Consider the following 14,826-nt stretch of genomic DNA (forward strand, 5'->3'; position numbering starts at 1 on the left):
GTTACAACTCCAAAAGCAAGAGAGATTCCGGTCGACGCGACATTGTTGTTTCAGCGCTTATGTCGCCTTTACCGCCCTTTTTCCCGCTTGCTGCCGGAGATGTTTTGTAGAAATCAAGACAGGATCGCGCCCGAAGTCGTTAGGGCGACTCAACCAAAGCTTACGACGTTCTTCATATCGTTCTCCGCTTAGTCTTTCTTCACATCGATACGATGCCGGCGTAGCGCATAGCCGACCTGCCGCGGCGTCTTACCCAGGATACGAGCCGCTTTGGCCTGTACCCAACCAGCCCTCTCCATTGCCTTGATCAGCCGATCACGCTCAGTGAGGCCCGCTGCCTCGATTGTGGCTGCGGCACCGCTGGGAGTGCCTGCGCGGGCGCCCAGTCCACCCGACACTGTATCTCGCGGGTTGAGACCATGCATCGCGTCGTTGCCAATACCGTCACCGTCGGCTTTCCGGAGGAGCGCCGAAGAACACTGGTCTTGCTGACAGGCAAAATCCGATGAAGTGATGGTATTTGAACTGGCGAGAGTGGCGGTCCTTTGAACGCAGTTGTCCAGCTCGCGAACATTGCCGGGGAAGGCGCATTTCGACAAAATGTCTATTGCCGACGGCCCGAAGTCGCAATTTCGATCATTTGCCTTGTTGAATTGATCGAGGAACACTTGCGCTAGAAGCGAAATGTCTCCGTCGCGCTGCCGAAGTGGCGGCAAAATGATCGGCACCACATTGATCCGGTAATAGAGGTCGGCTCTGAACTCCCCTCGAAGGACGGCCACTTCAAGGTTTTTGTTGGTAGCGCATATAACTCGAACGTCTACTTTCAATGTCTTCGTTCCGCCGAGACGTTCGAATTCGCCTTCCTGTAACACGCGCAATAACTTCGCCTGGAATTGTGGTGATACATCGCCAATTTCATCAAGCAATAGCGTTCCGCCATTGGCCAGCTCGAAACGTCCAGCTCGTTGAAGGAGAGCGCCAGTGAAAGCCCCCTTCTCATGGCCAAACAATTCGGATTCCAGAACGGTTTCCGACAGCGCGGCGCAATTCAACTTAATAAACGCCTTGCTTTTCCGTATCGATAACGCGTGTATTGCTCTTGCAAAGCATTCCTTGCCAGTGCCGCTCTCTCCTCTCAAGAGCACCGCGGAGTTCGTCGCGGCCACGATCTTGGTGGTGGCTAATACCCTCTTGAGCGCGGGGCTCTCCCCGACGATCCAGTCGATTTTATCGAGTTGGGCGGGATGAGGCTTCGGCTTGATTTTCGGAATCTGTCCCGCTTGTTGTTCCTCGGCGACTGAGCCGCCGTCGCTGCACAATTCGCGATCGCGCTGGCAGGTTAAGCCGATCAGGACGGCAATCATTGCCAGAAGGCTTTCGTCCTGAGCTCCGCTTTTCTGCGCGAAATCAATCCACAACGCGCCGATTGCTTTCCGGTTTACTTTAACGGGGAGAACGACAGAATTTTTCCCAAAGTGCTTCTCACCGCTAGCGATGACACGATTTATTGCGTCCGCCTGTTCAATCGTCAGAGAACGTGAGCGAACGTCGTCCCCAATGGGAGCCCGTACGTTTATCCAAGGCTCTCCTCCGGAGCCGTGAATCACGATTCCGCCGTCGCGCAATCGCAGATGCTCGACGAGGGCGTTCATGGCAGCCTTCAGCAAGTTGTCTAGAGGAAAAGAAGAGATAAGCTCTTTGGAGATGTCGTAGAGAATATGGAGCCGCGCCTCTGGTTTAATCATGCCTACAAACAGGGGAGGGTGCACTGCTTTTTACCCTGGTGCGCGAAATATGCTAACGCATATTCCTAGGTTAAAAATACGTGTTATCGACGGCGCAAAAATTAGCCTTTCGAAAGGTTGAGTGGATGCACATTCAATCGCCGCCGCTAATGCAGCTGCATCGATCGCTGCTATCCCGCCGGAGGTAGGGACTCCTCATCCGAATTTGAAGAGGACCCCGAACCCTCCCCGGGGATAATTCCACTTTATGTCGCCACTCGCTTCGCATAACACTCTGCATGTGCCGCATTCCAAGCAGCCATCCGAAACAATCGCCACTTGACCAATTTCGTTCACCTCGTAGCATTTGGCCGGACAGATTTGCGTCAAGGCGAGCAGGCTTGGGCTTGGCGACCGATGCGGCCGCACCGTAATGTGTGGGCGTCCAGTATCGACGAGATATCGGTTTTGGTACAGCTTATCCTCAATGCGCTCAATGGTGGTCGCCTTCATCGAATTTTCCTTTTAACGCCAAGATACGGCGGAGCGGACCGCGTCGCTAATCAACCCCCAACGGGATCGTGCGTTGATAAAGGAGGCAGCTGTGGCCTTCTCCCTGTTGATTTTAGGTGCACCGTCGACGCGCACAAAATTTTGCGCCGCCTGAGATATAAGCGTTGGATACGTCATGAAAAAATTGTGACTGTCGGTGTGGAGGAGGCTTGGAAGATCTTTGTGTTTGATCAGGTCTTTCATGACGAACGACTTGTCCAGTATGCCCTTATAGAGAGAGAGATTGCGTTTCGTCATCAGACCGCCACGGCTCTTTATCTGGAAGATCGCTTCACCCGCCATGAGGCCGGATGTCATCGCAAGGTTCGACCCCTCCCTATGCACGGCATTGTTTAGTTGCGCCGCGTCGCCCACGACGACCCACCCGTTGCCAAAGAGCTGGGGGATTGCCTTGAAGCCCCCCTCAGGAATAAGATGCGCGGCGTATTCTTTGATCTCTGATCCGGCCAGTAATGGTCGGATCGAGGGATGATGCTTGAAGGCGTCAAGAAGGCGGTACGGATTTTCCATGCCTTCCGCTAAACCGGAGACGAGGCAGCCGATCCCCACCGAGATCGACTCCTTGTTGGTATAAAGGAAGCCCAGTCCGGCCATTCCGCGTGAGATCGTGCCGCCGGCTTCGATCACACAGCCTTCGCTACCGTTGAGGCCGAAGCGCTCTGCGATGACCTCTTCCGGCATAAAATGCATTTCCTTGACAGCGAGTGCCACATTTTCTGGCTTCGGCATATCGCGCAAGCCGGCTCGTGTTCCAAGCAGTCCGTTCACGCCCTCAGCGAGGACGACTACGTCCGCGAGGATCACACCGCCCTCTCGGTCCGTGTAAACGCCTATTACACTACCGCTCCGATCTCGAGCAAGTTTCGTCGCTGTCGTTTCACAAAGGACTGTGCCGCCCGCCTCGCGCACCTTGGATGAGAACCATTTGTCAAACTGGGCACGGATGATCGTATACCGGTTTGGCTTCAGTTCATTAAAGTCATCAGAGCGATAGTGCACGCCCGTGTGCGACGAGTCATCCATTAGCCAGAATCGTTGCTCGACCAGATGCCGTTCCAGGGGAGCGTCATCTCGGAAGTTTGGGATAATCGCCTCCAACATGTTCGCATATAATATAGCCCCCTGAACATTCTTAGAGCCCGAATGTTCTCCGCGCTCCAGTTGCAGCACTTTTAGACCGCGACGAGCCATCGAATACGCTGCGGCGTTGCCGGACATACCGGCACCAATGACGATCGCGTCGAACTTACTCTTGGTCATCTAGCCTTCCTCGATCCATACCCTTGATAGAGTTGTGCGGTGGCATTCGCCTGGCGAAAGCTTCTGTCAACGCCGGCAAGAACTCCAGCGCGCAAGCGACAACGCCGATGTGGGCGAAGTCAAAGATCGGAGCGTTCTGGTCGAGGTTGATAGCGACAATCAGATCGGCTCCTTCGACGCCAACGCGATGCTGGACCGCGCCAGATATTCCCGCCGCGATGTAGAGCTTAGGTCTAATGGTATGGCCGGACTGACCAATTTGTCGATCAGCAGGCATCCAGCCTTTTTGGACCAGTGGCCGCGAGCACCCGACTCCCCCGCCGATCGTCGTTGCAAGGTTTCTCAAGTGCTGCAGGTTTCCTGCAGCGCCGAGGCCGAGTCCGCCCCCAACCACGATGTCGGAGTTGGCCAGATTGGATTGCTCAGAACCGTCGTTGCAGAGGAATGCGAGGACTTTGGTGACGATCGCTTCCTCGACCATTGTGAGTTCGTGCTGGATAACGCGCCCAATTGGCTTATCCGCACGTTGCGGCGTCGCCATGACCCTGGACCGCACCGTTGCCATTTGTGGCCGGCTGTTCAGCGTGTAGATCGTGCACAACAAGGACCCGCCGAAAGTTGGCCGCGTCGCTGCGAGTGAACCATCTCCATCAACATCCAGCTCGGTGCAATCAGCCGTAAGCCCCGTTTGTAAGGTCGTTGCTACAGCACCGGCGAGGTCGCGGCCGAGCGTGGTCGCGCCGAGAAGGAGAATTTCTGGTTTGTGAGTAGTGACCAGATCCGTCAAAGCCTTGGTGAAGGGTTCGTTTCGATAGTTTGCGAGGAGGGGCGACTCTACCAGATAGGCGATATCGGCTCCGTAAGCGAAGGCCTCTTCGATCGCCGGCTTGGTCCCCACGCCTTCAGACGAACCGAGGATTACCCCGGCCAGTTGGACGCCCAGCTTATCGGCTAGTCTGCGGCCTTCGCCGAGGAGTTCAATCGATACGGGATGAACCTTGCCGCGCTCAAGTTCCATGAAGACCCAGACGTGCCGGTGATCTTCGAAACACTTAAGCAGCTTTTTCCCTGAGCTGGCGCGGCCGACCGCGTTTGCCGGCGTTTCATTTTTTCTAGCGACCAAAATCTACTCCTCGCTGCTCACCGATTGCCATGGGACGTGAGCTTGCGTTCCAAAACAGGCTCGCGGGCAAAAACTGCAGCGACCGTGTCCGCGGCGACCTCGGCCAACGTTTTGTCGTTAATGTCCATTTGCATAGCTTTTTCGGCGCGAGGACCAGGAGCGAATACTCGCTTCACGACCGTCGGCGATCCCCTTAGGCCGCATTTGGTCAACTCCCCAATGCCGGCGTCAGCGGCCCCCCATTTAAGAACCGGGCTTCGCGCGGCACGGAAGGCGTCATCGAGAGAGCCCCGGCGGATTGCATTGACACCTTCCACGACGGTGATGAGACACGGCAACGTGCTCTTCAGCATCTGCGTGCCGCTCTCCGCGTGTCGTTCAACCATGAGCTCGCGCGAAGTGGGATCAATGGAGACAATCTTCGTTACGTAAGTCAGTTGCTGGAGGTTCAGCCTCTTTGCAATTCCGGGCCCGACCTGGGCCGTGTCGCCGTCAATTGTCTGCTTTCCGGTAAAGACGATATCTGGCGCCCCATAGCTCTCGCCAATCTTCGCTACTGCTTGAGAAAGAGCATACGAGGTCGCCAGCGTGTCAGATCCAGCAAAGTGGCGGTCGGTGAGAAGCACTGCGCGATCTGCGCCGTGGGTGAGGGCTTTGCGTAGCGCTTGCTCAGCCATGGGCGGCCCCATCGTGAGAACAGTCACCTCGCCCCCATAGCGGTTACGAACTTGTAGTGCCTCTTCGAGAGCAAACAGGTCGTAAGGGTTAATGATGGTCGGTACGCCTTGGCGCATGATCGTATTTGTCACCGGGTGGACGCGTATCTGCGCAGAGTCCGGCACCTGTTTGATACAGACTACAATGTGCATAGTCGTTTAAGCTCCCAGTCGAATATGGGTTTTAGGGACCCGGCTAACTCTGAGCACTACTCGTGCCAATAAAGTTGCGCCGCAAGAAGATGCTGTCCGGGTTCAGGTTGATGCCCTCCTCAATCGCCGAGAGCGCCGCCTTCCAATTCTTAATCTCAATCGCCGCCGAGACTCGATCATGAAACAATCTGCGCAGCATAAGTTTCGCCTTCAGCAATCCGCTCCTCTTCGGCATTCTTTGCTTCCGCGCTGGCGCGCCAGTTGCCGTCAATCACTTTTGGTAAAACGTCCTGGAGCATAACCAGATCACCGATAAAGGCGATGCTACCGTCTCGGTCGACAACGAACGTCTTTGGAACGTGGAACGACAAGCTGGCTTTGAGCCAATCCTCATCCATTTCGCCTGAGTGGTCGAATCCCATCCGGATGTTCGTATTCGGAAGCGATTTGGTTATGGACGCGTCCACCTGGGCTCGGGCGTCGTCAGCCGTTGCAGCTTCCTCACTTGCTGCGATCCCAATGAACTCAACTCTCATGTCGATGAATTTCTTGTGCAACTTCGCCAGGTCGGATAGCTCCGGCGCGCAATAACCGCAGGTAGTCGAAAAGAACTCAACGACGTATATCTTGCCGAGCTGGAAGTTGGAAAGCGGATCGCCGCGCAGCCAGTTCTGCACTTTGATAGGCGGGGCTGGAGAGCCGAGATTTAAACTAGAGGCCATGTTTTATGCTCCACAGTATTTTATGGGCCGCTTCGTGCTCGAGGAATGAGCCCTTCCGGCCAAGTATCAGCTCGAGTTGCTCCGATTTCGAAGAGCGGCGCTCGTTCCATCGGTTGGACAACAAACGCTGGTGATCTCGTCTTCTGAAATGGCTTCTGCGGGTGCGTGACATTGCGAATTCTTTCTTCTGAGAGCGTGACGATAGTCACCGTCGTGACGGGAAGATGCCGAGGTCTAATGCAGATGCAGCACGAGGCCATTCCAGAGCTCCTCGCCATGTAAGTCGATTGCTGGAGGTTCGGCCTCCTTCCGATGCCGGTCAGACCGGGGCCGTGTCGCCGTCAATTGTCTGCGTCCCGACGAAGACGATACCAGGCGTCCGAAGCCCGGGACTTGTTTGATACAGACCACGATGTGCATAGTCGTTTAAGCTCCCAATCGGATTTGGGCTTTAGGGACCCGGCTTACTCTGAGCACTACTCGTGCCAATCAGGTTGCGCCGGTAAGCCTTCGAGATTGCACATGTTTCGTTGTCGCTATGCGGAGGGTTTTGTAGGGTTGCCGACATGTCGTGTCGCAATCCGCCCCGATCACCACCGCGAACGGATGGCGGTTCGATAGGCTTCAGGTCGGACAACTCCATGATAGCTGCGATACGAGCCGGCCCCGGGAGATAGCACGGGGACTGAAGTTCTGGTGCGGTGGGCGTGTATCGAGCTTCGGTTTACCGTTGATAATCTGACTAGCGACACCCGTATGCGCGATCAGAAGCAGAGCGATCGAGAAAATAACGCTGCGGGCGCCTAGTGAGGTTGGACAAGCGTTTTAGCTGCTGTTGCGGCGCCACCAGAATCATTGCCAGAAGCGTGGAGAAACCCTTGCTGGAAATATCAATCGAAGGCCGTTCACGAACGCTGCCGCAGCGCGTCGAGGTCTTGGCTTTTCCGCGCCTCAATCGTCGTATCAACGCCGTTCTGATCGGTTGGGCTACCGTATCCCCAAATGAACAAGCCGAAGCCACTTTATCTGACGCGACTTGCTGCATTGAGCCAGCGCCAGCTGTGGTCCTTCAGACGCATGAATAATTTGCGACACTGTCGTCACCTTTGTCAGATCGGCGACAAAGGCTGCCTCCTCGTTCGCGCGCCTTTTCCGCCCACATAACTGGAATCGCAGCAAATTATTGTCCGTCATCTCAATCGGCCTGCTTGGCACGAATCTTGAGAGCTATTGCGAGGCAGCGGAACGGCCGCCGCATCCGCGTTGCGGGATAACCGCATTGCTTCGAACACATGAAGGAACTCTAAGCATGGCAGCTCTGCGTCAGATCGCATTCTATGGAAAGGGCGGAATTGGCAAGTCCACTACGTCCCAAAACACGCTAGCGGCCCTCGTGGACCATCACGTACCACGGATACCCATGATCATCCGAATTGGGGGATACGCCCAATGAGCTCGAAGACCATGTTGCAGCAGGCCCTGACACGTCTTGTTGAAGCGGCCAAGCACCTCAACGTCGACCCGAAAATTCTCGAAAGATTGGAGTTCCCGCTAGAGACCACGCACGCTCGTCTGACGATTCGCATGGACGACGGCTCCCACAAGCACTTACGGGCTTGGCGTTCCCGCTATGACGATACCCGCGGCCCAACCAAGGGAGGCATCCGATATCACCAAAGTGTAACGGCAGATGAAGTAGAGACGCTCGCCTTCCTGATGACTATCAAGTGCGCAGTGGTGAACCTGCCGTTTGGTGGCGGCAAGGGCGGCGTCCAGATTGATCCTCACTGTCTATCCGAGACTGAACTGGAGCGCCTTGCACGTGGCTATGTCCAGATCTTCGCCAAGGTCATCGGACCAAACCGGGACATCCCGGCGCCTGACGTCAACACCAATGCGATGACCATGGCGTGGATGGCGAACGAATACGATTCCATCGTGGGCGAGGTGACCCCTGCGGTCATCACCGGTAAGCCGATCAGCCTTGGCGGCTCACTTGGGCGTGATGATGCGACAGCCCGTGGCGGCTATTATCTCCTCCAATTCCTGGCGAAGAAGCTCGGACTAGTGCCGGGAGCGCGAGTGGCAGTCCAAGGCTTCGGCAACGCCGGATATCACATAGCGCGTTTGCTCGAAGCCGCCGGATACAAAGTCGTGGCTGTTTCTGACTCAAAGGGTGCGATCTATTGCCCGGCTGGCCTCGATATCAAAAAGCTGATTGGTGCTAAAGAGCGCCACGGAAGCGTTACCAGCTTCGCGGGTTCAGACGGTGTCTCGAGAATTGCTGCCGACGAACTGGTTCCGGTCGATTGCGACCTGCTCGTTTTGGCGGCCCTGGAGGACATGGTCCACGCGGGCAACGCTGCCAATGTAAAGGCTCCGACCATTCTCGAACTCGCCAACAGCCCGATCACGCTGGAGGCCGATGACATCCTCAAGAACAGGGGCGTCGTCGTTCTTCCGGATATCCTCGCGAATGCGGGTGGGGTCGCTGTCTCGTATTTCGAATGGGTACAGAACCGCCAAGGCTATTACTGGCCCATCGAGGACATACATGCCCGGCTGAAGACGAAAATGGAAGAGGAAGGAGCCGCAATATGGGCGTGTGCGAAGGACAAGAACATAACCCTGCGATGCGCCGCCTACGTCCACGCGCTCTCGCGACTTGTAGACGCTATTGAGGCGAAGGGGACCTAGCAGTTCTTTGCCAACTGATGCCTGAAAGGAGACCAACACGAGCCACCGCTGCGCGAAGTGACAGCTTGAGAAAACATCTACATCAGAGGCGCGGTCCATTGGAGTTTCGAGTCAAGCGCCTCTGATAACCCTAGACCCTCAGCCGAGATCAGGATTGAAACGATGACCGATATCGTTGGGCACTACGTTGATCACGAAATGACGTCGCCATCTCAAATGGCGCAGCATTCAGCGAAGATCAAACCAATGGCGATCGATTTAGCGAAAAGCGGGATCCTTTTAATTACAACCTGCCTGCGCGTTGAAGTCTATGGCGAAGAGTCTGCGCTCGGAAATATAGATCTTTTGTTCTCTGGTTTTCCGCGCGCGCTTGTCAAAGGTGCGAGGGCTGTTGCTAAGCGTCTCGCGGAGATCTCTTCCGGTGCTAAATCCCAGATCCTGGGGGAGCCCTATGTTAGCGAGCAAGTTTCGAATGCTGTCGCGCTCCTTGATCCGGCGCTTCCAATTTCTCGGATCGCACGGCTGGCACTAGGTGTGGGTCGCGCATCGCGAGTGCGACAGCACTTCATCGCACCGTTCAACTATGATCGAATTGTTTACGACTTAATAGCCGAGCAATTTAAGGGGATAGAGGAACCCGGCCGTCTTTACATGATTGGGGCAGGTATGCTGGGGCGCGACTTGATCAGTACTAGAGTGGCAGATCGGTTCTGTTCCACTGTAGTCGTAACGCGGAATCCTAAAAAACTCCGCAGACGCCTCCGGACCTCCTCTGACAGGGGAATCGCCATCATGCGTCCAGAAGAGATTGGGGGCGTGCGAGAGCTGCAATCATGCGCTGTTATCGCAACCGCCGATTTAAATGAAGATTACAAAGCGGCTGTAAAAGGCGCCCTCCTGCGACTGGAGCCACGCACCATAGTGGACCTTTCGTCAATTCCGGTGCTGTCGAAATGCGCGGTCCCGAAACTCAACTATGTGACTATGTACGACCAAGATTTTCTCAGGCTTATAGATCTGAACAATCAGCATTTGGCGTCTAAACTGCCGCTACTTCTTTCCGATATCGAGAGAACGCTACCGACAGCTGAGGTGTTCTAGACTACGTCATCTATTTACTCACGCAGAGGACACTCTTGTGGCCAGTAAATTGCGATGCAATACGCGAACCTTGGAAAAATGGGAACCTCTAGAGACAATTCAGTGCGAATTTGCCCTCGGATACAGCCTCGGACGGATGGAGGGTCAACGCCCAATGCGAACAAAAGCACTCGTACTCATTGAAGGGTCGAGAAGTAATGGTCTGCTGTACGTCCAGGCCGCCCGACGTCGTGGACTTCAACCGATTACCCTGGCGGCTGATCCAACGCAGTATGACTACCTTATGGCGGAAGGCGGTAAGGCGATAATGGTCGATACTGACGATTTCGATGCGGTGAGGCGTGAGTGCCTCAATCTGGCTACGACCTATGATATTGCCGGGTTTGTCGGTTTTGCGACCCGCGGCGAGTCGGTTAACGTGACGGTCGGAAAGCTATGCCGGTGCTTCGACCGACCAGGCCCGGACCCCGTTTTGATCGAACGTTGCTGCGACAAATTTAATCAACGTCAGCTCCTGACGCAAAATGGCCTGCCAGTGCCGACCTTTCGATGGGCAGCTAGTGCAATGACTGTGGATAGGGCTGCCGCTAACATCGGGTTCCCGGTTATTGTTAAGCCCGCAGTTGGAAACGGAAGCAGCGGTGTCCGATTATGTCGCGATGCCGCTGAGTTAGCCGAACACACAACCTATCTGCTGGGAGGGGCTTTCCCTTGGCGGTCTTCGCCGACAATACTTGTCGAGGAGTTCGTAGAAGGGCCTTTTTATGACGTTGTTACAATGGGGAACGCAGTCATTGCGATTGGTTCAGGCGAATTTGGGCCCCCGCCTCATTTCGTTCCTCGTAAAAGCATGTTTCCAGCCCAGCTAACTGACGAGGAGCACGAGGGTATCACGGATGTCTCGTTGAGATGCTTGCAAGCACTCGGCCTCGGCTGGGGGCCAGCAAATGTTGAACTCCGCGGGACAAAACGAGGCCCGGTCGTGATGGAAGTCAACCCACGGCTTCCGGGTTGGACCACTTCTCGGCTGGTTCAGTTGGCCTACGGTTTAGATGTCATCGAACAACACATCAGCCTTGTTATTGGGGAAAAGTGCGACCTGCATAAAAGCCGATCCCGCGTCGCGGCAGCCCATTTTTTCGTACCTGATCGGGACGGCACGCTGGCTCACATCAGAGGTACCGATCTGGCGGAGATTGTACCAGGTATTGCTGAGGTTAGATTCTATGTTGACCCGGGAGTCTCTCTTGTCAGGAAAGGTGATTATCTAGACATAATTGGACATGTTATTGCCGCTTCGACCAACCACGCAGAAGCCGAAGCGATACTTCACCGCGCGTTGAACCTAGTTGATTGGGCAGTCGCGCCATCCCCGGGTGAACAGGGTAGCGGGAGGCTGCTTGGAACTTGACGGTCGTGTAACAATCTCTTCTCCGTCGAGCGACGTGACTGAAAAAAACGATTGTGGTCGTTCGACTAGATGCCGCACGAGATGCAGCTGAGTAGGTCCAGGTGGCGGTAACTTTGAACTGAGGAACGAAGGAAAATGTTAGGTTTGCTCCAGACCTCACTGCGGAAGGGACCCTTCGTCCTGGATGCTCAATACCACCAACAGAAACTCAAACCGGAGATATCATATGTTGACGACGGACCCGACGGCTTGGGATGATTGGCGTTGGCAGCTTGCAAACAGCGCCACCACATTGGAGGCGCTCAAGGAGCAGCTAAACATCACTCCCGATGAAGTAGAAGCTTTCCATAAGGTGGGTGAGCGATATTCTTTCCGGGCAACACCCTATTACCTATCGCTGATAGAAAAGGACAATCCGAACGATCCCATCCGGCTACAGGCAATTCCGAGCATCAAGGAACTCGACGACATCTTCCATATTGACCAACTTCCTTCGTTCCACAAGTCCGGCGTTGATTCCGAAAATCCTCTTTGGAAGGAGGGAAAGACTGACGTCGCTTGCATCGTTCACAGGTACCCCGACCGCGTTCTCTTTTATCTTACGAACTTATGTCCCACCTTTTGCAGGCACTGTTCACGAAAGATTCGCGCGGGCCGAGAGTCAATGGTCAGTGACCAAGCGCTAATTGACAGAGGTATAGCGTACATTGCCGAGCGTCCAGAGATTCGGGACGTACTGCTAAGCGGAGGCGATCCGCTGACCGTCTCTGATAGAAAGCTAGAGTATGTACTGTCACGCCTCAGGCAAATTCCTCACGTTCAGATTATTCGCATCGGCACACGAGTACCTGTGACGATGCCGCAGCGGATCACGCCCCAGTTCTGCCAGATGATCAAAAAGTATCATCCCATCTGGATCAATACACACTTTAACCACCCCAATGAAATCACGTCTGAAGCGAAATTGGCGATCGAACGGCTGCTCGAAGCGGGAGTGCCAGTGGGTAATCAGTCGGTGCTCTTGAAAGGAATTAACGACTCTGTCGAGGTTATGAAAGAGTTGGTCCACAAACTCCTTATTGCACGCGTGCGGCCATACTATTTATACCACGCCGACCTAGTGCGAGGCGCTGAGCACTTCCGAACTTCAATCAATGTTGGCATGCATATTATTGAAAGCCTGCGTGGGCACACGACCGGCTTTGCCGTACCGCAATACGTAATCTGCACCCCGCTCGGCAAAACACCGCTAAACCCAAACTATGTAATAGGAACTGGCCCCGGCTATATCGTCCTTCGTAACTACGAATGGAGAACCTGGAAGGACCCGGACAGGCACGAAACAACATGAGGACATGTGGCCGAATATGCTTTGAGGTAAAGTCATGTACTCAACCATGTTCTTCTCGATCTGAAGCACGGAGTGCTTCAAGACCTGTTACTTTCTAAGGTACGGCGGAGATATTTATGTTTCTAAAAGCCGACGGAACTGAAGTGTGGTTGCGGAGCTCGACCAGATTGCCATACCTGTCCCTGGTCGGTGCCATTGAAACATCAGAGCAATATGCTGTAATCCGATCCAGACTGTCTCGAGCTTACGAAATGTTCCCCGGAATGGCATCCGATGACGCATTCCTGGTGCTAGAAGCCGAGGGCAGTAAATTGGTCTTCTGCGCTCGGCCCGACAAAGTGTGCGCCTTGTTGTTCCTGGGAAAATTCACACTAGTTGGAGACAATCAACGAATCCATTCGCTCGAGAGCCTCGTAGAATTGGTAGCAAACTCTGTAAACGAGATCAGCTTACGGGTGGGCGCGACGATTCGTTTCGAGGTCGTGCAATCGGAACTCGCTTCACAAGCTTGAGGATTAACCAATTCGAGCTCGCTCCGACGGTTTTTGGTTGCTGCATTTGCGCGCTGACTGCGTGATGCGGTGCTGAGCCACCACTTCGGTTGCGCAGCACCGCATCACGCGGGCGGCGTGCCATAGGCGAGCGCGAGGTCGGGCACGTCAAGAAGAATGCCATCGCAGATCTCCGGTTGCAAGGCGCGTGTGAAGCGCATTTGGATCGTCGTGAACGTGAGGTCGTCATCAGCGTAACCAAACCTGGGAAGTGTGACATTCCAACTTTGCAGAAACAGGACACTTTAACTTTGCGGCTTCGAGAATCTACGCCAAGTGCAACATGGGCGTGTGAAGGGTAGGGGATTAGCCGCATTCACGCAAATGCGCCATGAAGACCTCCGCCGGTGTTTTGTAGCCCAAGCACTTTCTTGGGAGCGAATTCAGGTGATGGGCGAGGTCGACGAGCTGCTGCTGAGCGACGTTGGACAAATCCGTATCGCCTGGCATGAAGCGTCGAATGCGCTTGTTGGTGTTCTCGACAGCGCCTTTTTGCCAGGGCGAATTGGGATCGCAGAACCAGCTTCTGGCGCCGATCCCATCTTCCAAAGCCCTAAAGCCGCGAAACTCGGTACCGCGGTCGAAGGTGAAACTCTGGCGGGCGAAGGCCGGCAAAGGTGCGAACGCATCGATGATCTTGTCAATGATTGGCCGCGAGTGCCGGCTGCGGTTCTTGATCATCACGGTATAGCGGCTCTTGCGCTCGACGAGCGAGGTGACGTTGGTCTCTCCGAGTTCACGCCGGAAGATCAGGAGATCGCCCTCCCAATGCCCGAACTGTGATCGATCATCAATAAAATCAGGGCGTTGGGAGATTCTGCAGTCAAGCGGGATCAAGCCGTCGCGTGACTTGCGTGCGCCGCGGCGCCGGCGCCTGCGACGTCGTTCCGGCAGGTGCTGATACAGCCCGAGCGAATAGTCTTCCTTGCAATAGATGAAGCGATAGATCGTTTCCCGGCAAATACGCACGGGGCTGACGCCATCTGCGAGAAGCCGGCCAGCGATCTGCTCGGGTGACCAATGCGCCTTCAGCCGGTCGATGACGAGGTCGCGCAGATGCGGATGGCGTCTGAGTTTGCGCAACCGTCGTCGGCGCTCTTTGCTCATGTCGTTGGCGATACCGCTGTAATAGCCGCTATATTCCGGAAAGTCGTGATCCTGGAACGTATTGCGCTTAAGCTCGCGATAGATCGTCGAGCGATGACGGCCGAGCTGGTGGGCAATCTCCGAGACGGGAACCTTGCGTTCTCTGAGGTGAAATAGGCGTCTGCGGTCAGGCAAGGTGAGCTGCGAATAGCAAAGGGACATGCATATATCTCCAAGGCGAAGCCATTGTTTTTATAAGCATGTCGCACTTGGAAATAGAATGTACCCGGCTACACAAATTGTGGCGGGGAAGTTGGAATGTCCGTTTGTGTGCAAAGTAGAAGTGTCACTTTGG

At 54.9% G+C, this 14,826-nt stretch carries 11 protein-coding genes and 1 pseudogene; 5 read left to right on the top strand and 7 right to left on the bottom strand.

The genetic code is table 11. The annotated features are described in order from the left end of the window. Window positions 1-188: 188 nt before the first annotated feature. The 6 genes from nifA to C3Y91_RS13590 all read right to left on the bottom strand — a co-directional run bounded on the left by nifA (window position 189) and on the right by C3Y91_RS13590 (window position 6,274). A complete protein-coding gene (gene nifA, locus C3Y91_RS13565; RefSeq protein ID WP_168279303.1) occupies window positions 189-1,748 on the bottom strand; it encodes a nif-specific transcriptional activator NifA in 1,560 nt (519 codons plus the stop codon). Window positions 1,749-1,943: 195 nt separating this feature from the next. Then, complete coding sequence (locus tag C3Y91_RS13570; protein WP_018517503.1) at window positions 1,944-2,240, bottom strand: ferredoxin family protein; 297 nt, start codon at window positions 2,238-2,240, stop codon at window positions 1,944-1,946. Window positions 2,241-2,252: 12 nt separating this feature from the next. Further along, window positions 2,253-3,560 (bottom strand): FAD-dependent oxidoreductase, encoded by a 1,308-nt coding sequence (locus C3Y91_RS13575; protein WP_168575438.1) that lies wholly within the window; start codon window positions 3,558-3,560, stop codon window positions 2,253-2,255. After that, window positions 3,547-4,683, bottom strand: a complete 1,137-nt coding sequence (locus C3Y91_RS13580) for an electron transfer flavoprotein subunit alpha/FixB family protein (protein WP_027667867.1) — start codon at window positions 4,681-4,683, stop codon at window positions 3,547-3,549. Before C3Y91_RS13580 ends, C3Y91_RS13575 begins: the two co-directional genes overlap by 14 nt. A 17-nt stretch (window positions 4,684-4,700) precedes the next feature. After that, a complete protein-coding gene (locus tag C3Y91_RS13585; protein ID WP_168575439.1) occupies window positions 4,701-5,552 on the bottom strand; it encodes an electron transfer flavoprotein subunit beta/FixA family protein in 852 nt (283 codons plus the stop codon). Window positions 5,553-5,728: 176 nt separating this feature from the next. Next, window positions 5,729-6,274, bottom strand: coding sequence for a TlpA disulfide reductase family protein (locus tag C3Y91_RS13590; RefSeq protein ID WP_168575440.1), 546 nt, complete (start codon window positions 6,272-6,274; stop codon window positions 5,729-5,731). 1,309 nt (window positions 6,275-7,583) lie between these two features. Here C3Y91_RS13590 and nifH point away from each other — a divergent pair. From nifH to C3Y91_RS13615, 5 genes and pseudogenes are all read left to right on the top strand, one after another. Further along, window positions 7,584-7,673, top strand: a pseudogene (gene nifH / locus C3Y91_RS13595) (nitrogenase reductase); the annotation flags it as partial. Between the two features lie 50 nt (window positions 7,674-7,723). Next, window positions 7,724-8,971 carry a Glu/Leu/Phe/Val family dehydrogenase gene (locus tag C3Y91_RS13600; RefSeq protein ID WP_168575441.1) on the top strand — a complete coding sequence of 416 codons (1,248 nt, stop codon included), beginning with the start codon at window positions 7,724-7,726 and terminating at the stop codon, window positions 8,969-8,971. 162 nt (window positions 8,972-9,133) lie between these two features. Then, complete coding sequence (locus C3Y91_RS13605) at window positions 9,134-10,072, top strand: Rossmann-fold NAD(P)-binding domain-containing protein (RefSeq protein WP_168575442.1); 939 nt, start codon at window positions 9,134-9,136, stop codon at window positions 10,070-10,072. Window positions 10,073-10,226: 154 nt separating this feature from the next. Next, on the top strand, window positions 10,227-11,483 hold the full coding sequence (locus C3Y91_RS13610; RefSeq protein ID WP_168575443.1) for an ATP-grasp domain-containing protein: 1,257 nt from the start codon (window positions 10,227-10,229) through the stop codon (window positions 11,481-11,483). A gap of 226 nt (window positions 11,484-11,709) precedes the next feature. Further along, window positions 11,710-12,834 carry a KamA family radical SAM protein gene (locus C3Y91_RS13615; protein WP_168575444.1) on the top strand — a complete coding sequence of 375 codons (1,125 nt, stop codon included), beginning with the start codon at window positions 11,710-11,712 and terminating at the stop codon, window positions 12,832-12,834. An 857-nt stretch (window positions 12,835-13,691) separates the two neighbouring features. Here C3Y91_RS13615 and C3Y91_RS13620 read toward each other — a convergent pair. Continuing rightward, entirely contained in the window at window positions 13,692-14,693 is a 1,002-nt protein-coding gene (locus C3Y91_RS13620) for an IS30 family transposase (RefSeq protein WP_168575445.1), read from the bottom strand. Between the last annotated feature and the right edge of the window lie 133 nt (window positions 14,694-14,826).

Source organism: Rhizobium ruizarguesonis, from assembly GCF_012349115.1.
In the GTDB taxonomy this organism is placed as follows: domain Bacteria; phylum Pseudomonadota; class Alphaproteobacteria; order Rhizobiales; family Rhizobiaceae; genus Rhizobium; species Rhizobium ruizarguesonis.

Bases quoted from the DNA above. Each gene is read 5' to 3' on its own strand.
- C3Y91_RS13585 (WP_168575439.1), bottom strand. From the start codon at position 5,552: ATGCACATTGTAGTCTGTATCAAACAGGTGCCGGACTCTGCGCAGATA.
- C3Y91_RS13590 (WP_168575440.1), bottom strand. From the start codon at position 6,274: ATGGCCTCTAGTTTAAATCTCGGCTCTCCAGCCCCGCCTATCAAAGTG.
- C3Y91_RS13570 (WP_018517503.1), bottom strand. From the start codon at position 2,240: ATGAAGGCGACCACCATTGAGCGCATTGAGGATAAGCTGTACCAAAAC.
- C3Y91_RS13610 (WP_168575443.1), top strand. From the start codon at position 10,227: ATGCGAACAAAAGCACTCGTACTCATTGAAGGGTCGAGAAGTAATGGT.
- C3Y91_RS13620 (WP_168575445.1), bottom strand. From the start codon at position 14,693: ATGTCCCTTTGCTATTCGCAGCTCACCTTGCCTGACCGCAGACGCCTA.
- C3Y91_RS13575 (WP_168575438.1), bottom strand. From the start codon at position 3,560: ATGACCAAGAGTAAGTTCGACGCGATCGTCATTGGTGCCGGTATGTCC.
- nifA (WP_168279303.1), bottom strand. From the start codon at position 1,748: ATGATTAAACCAGAGGCGCGGCTCCATATTCTCTACGACATCTCCAAA.
- C3Y91_RS13615 (WP_168575444.1), top strand. From the start codon at position 11,710: ATGTTGACGACGGACCCGACGGCTTGGGATGATTGGCGTTGGCAGCTT.
- C3Y91_RS13605 (WP_168575442.1), top strand. From the start codon at position 9,134: ATGACCGATATCGTTGGGCACTACGTTGATCACGAAATGACGTCGCCA.
- C3Y91_RS13600 (WP_168575441.1), top strand. From the start codon at position 7,724: ATGAGCTCGAAGACCATGTTGCAGCAGGCCCTGACACGTCTTGTTGAA.